The sequence below is a fragment of the Pseudomonas sp. NPDC088414 genome, from assembly GCF_044753325.1.
In the GTDB taxonomy this organism is placed as follows: domain Bacteria; phylum Pseudomonadota; class Gammaproteobacteria; order Pseudomonadales; family Pseudomonadaceae; genus Aquipseudomonas.
On sequence record NZ_JBIVMY010000025.1, the window covers coordinates 1 to 886 of the forward strand.

An 886-nucleotide genomic window follows, 5' to 3' on the forward strand; every position below is an offset into this window, starting at 1 on the left:
TGATGAACATTGGCTTCCTAACACTGTATTTGAAGAACATGCTCCTAAAGACGCGCCAGCGTCAGCACCTTTACACTGATGCATCAAAACCATCGCAATTACGCCCAATGCACCCAGAAGATGAAAAACGACTACGACTGTTTCCAGCATTTTTTCAGTTTCCCGCGGCGCGACAAATCGCACCGAACTCATCTGCATTCAGGGAAGCTCCACCAATGAGCCCCCCATCGATATCCGGCATGCCGAACAGTTCGACCGCATTGGCCGCCTTCACGCTGCCGCCGTATAGAAGCCGCACACCTCGTGCGACTTCAGAATTCTCTGCCGCCAACTGCTCGCGAATGGCTTTATGCACATCCTGAGCCTGTTGCGGCGTTGCAGTCAGTCCGGTACCAATGGCCCAGACAGGCTCGTAAGCAATGACTGCCTTGGCAAAGGCACCAACACCCAGCTCCTCGATGATGCTGCCCAGCTGACGCCCGACAACCTCAAGAGTTTTTCCGGCTTCGCGCTGCTCGAGGGTCTCCCCTACACACAACACCGGAATCAAGCCACATGCCTGTGCCGCTGCGAACTTGCGATTCAGCATCCCGTCTCGCTCGCCCATTATCTGGCGGCGCTCGGAGTGCCCGACAAGCACCAGGGAACAACCTGCATCCACCAACTGACTCGGTGCAATTTCACCGGTCAATGCACCTTGCATGGATTCCACCGCAGAATTCTGCGCACCGACCGAAATCGATTTACCTTTCAAGCCATCAATCACTTGATTGATATGCAAGCAAGGCGGGAATACCGCGACATCAACACCGCTTGGCAAGGCCAGATGACGAAGGCCGTTGATCAGCTCAGCGACGCTGGCGCGGGTACCGTGCATCTTCCAGGT

The 886-nt window shown here is 55.4% G+C and carries 2 protein-coding genes; both read right to left on the reverse strand.

The genetic code is table 11. From position 1 onward, the window contains the following. Positions 1-150 (reverse strand): preprotein translocase subunit SecG (secG, locus tag ACIP8I_RS19585; protein ID WP_400763262.1); only part of this gene is annotated, 150 nt, incomplete at its 3' end. A gap of 4 nt (positions 151-154) precedes the next feature. Further along, positions 155-886, reverse strand: a 732-nt coding sequence (gene tpiA, locus ACIP8I_RS19590) for a triose-phosphate isomerase (protein ID WP_400763157.1), incomplete at its 5' end; no start/stop codon positions are given.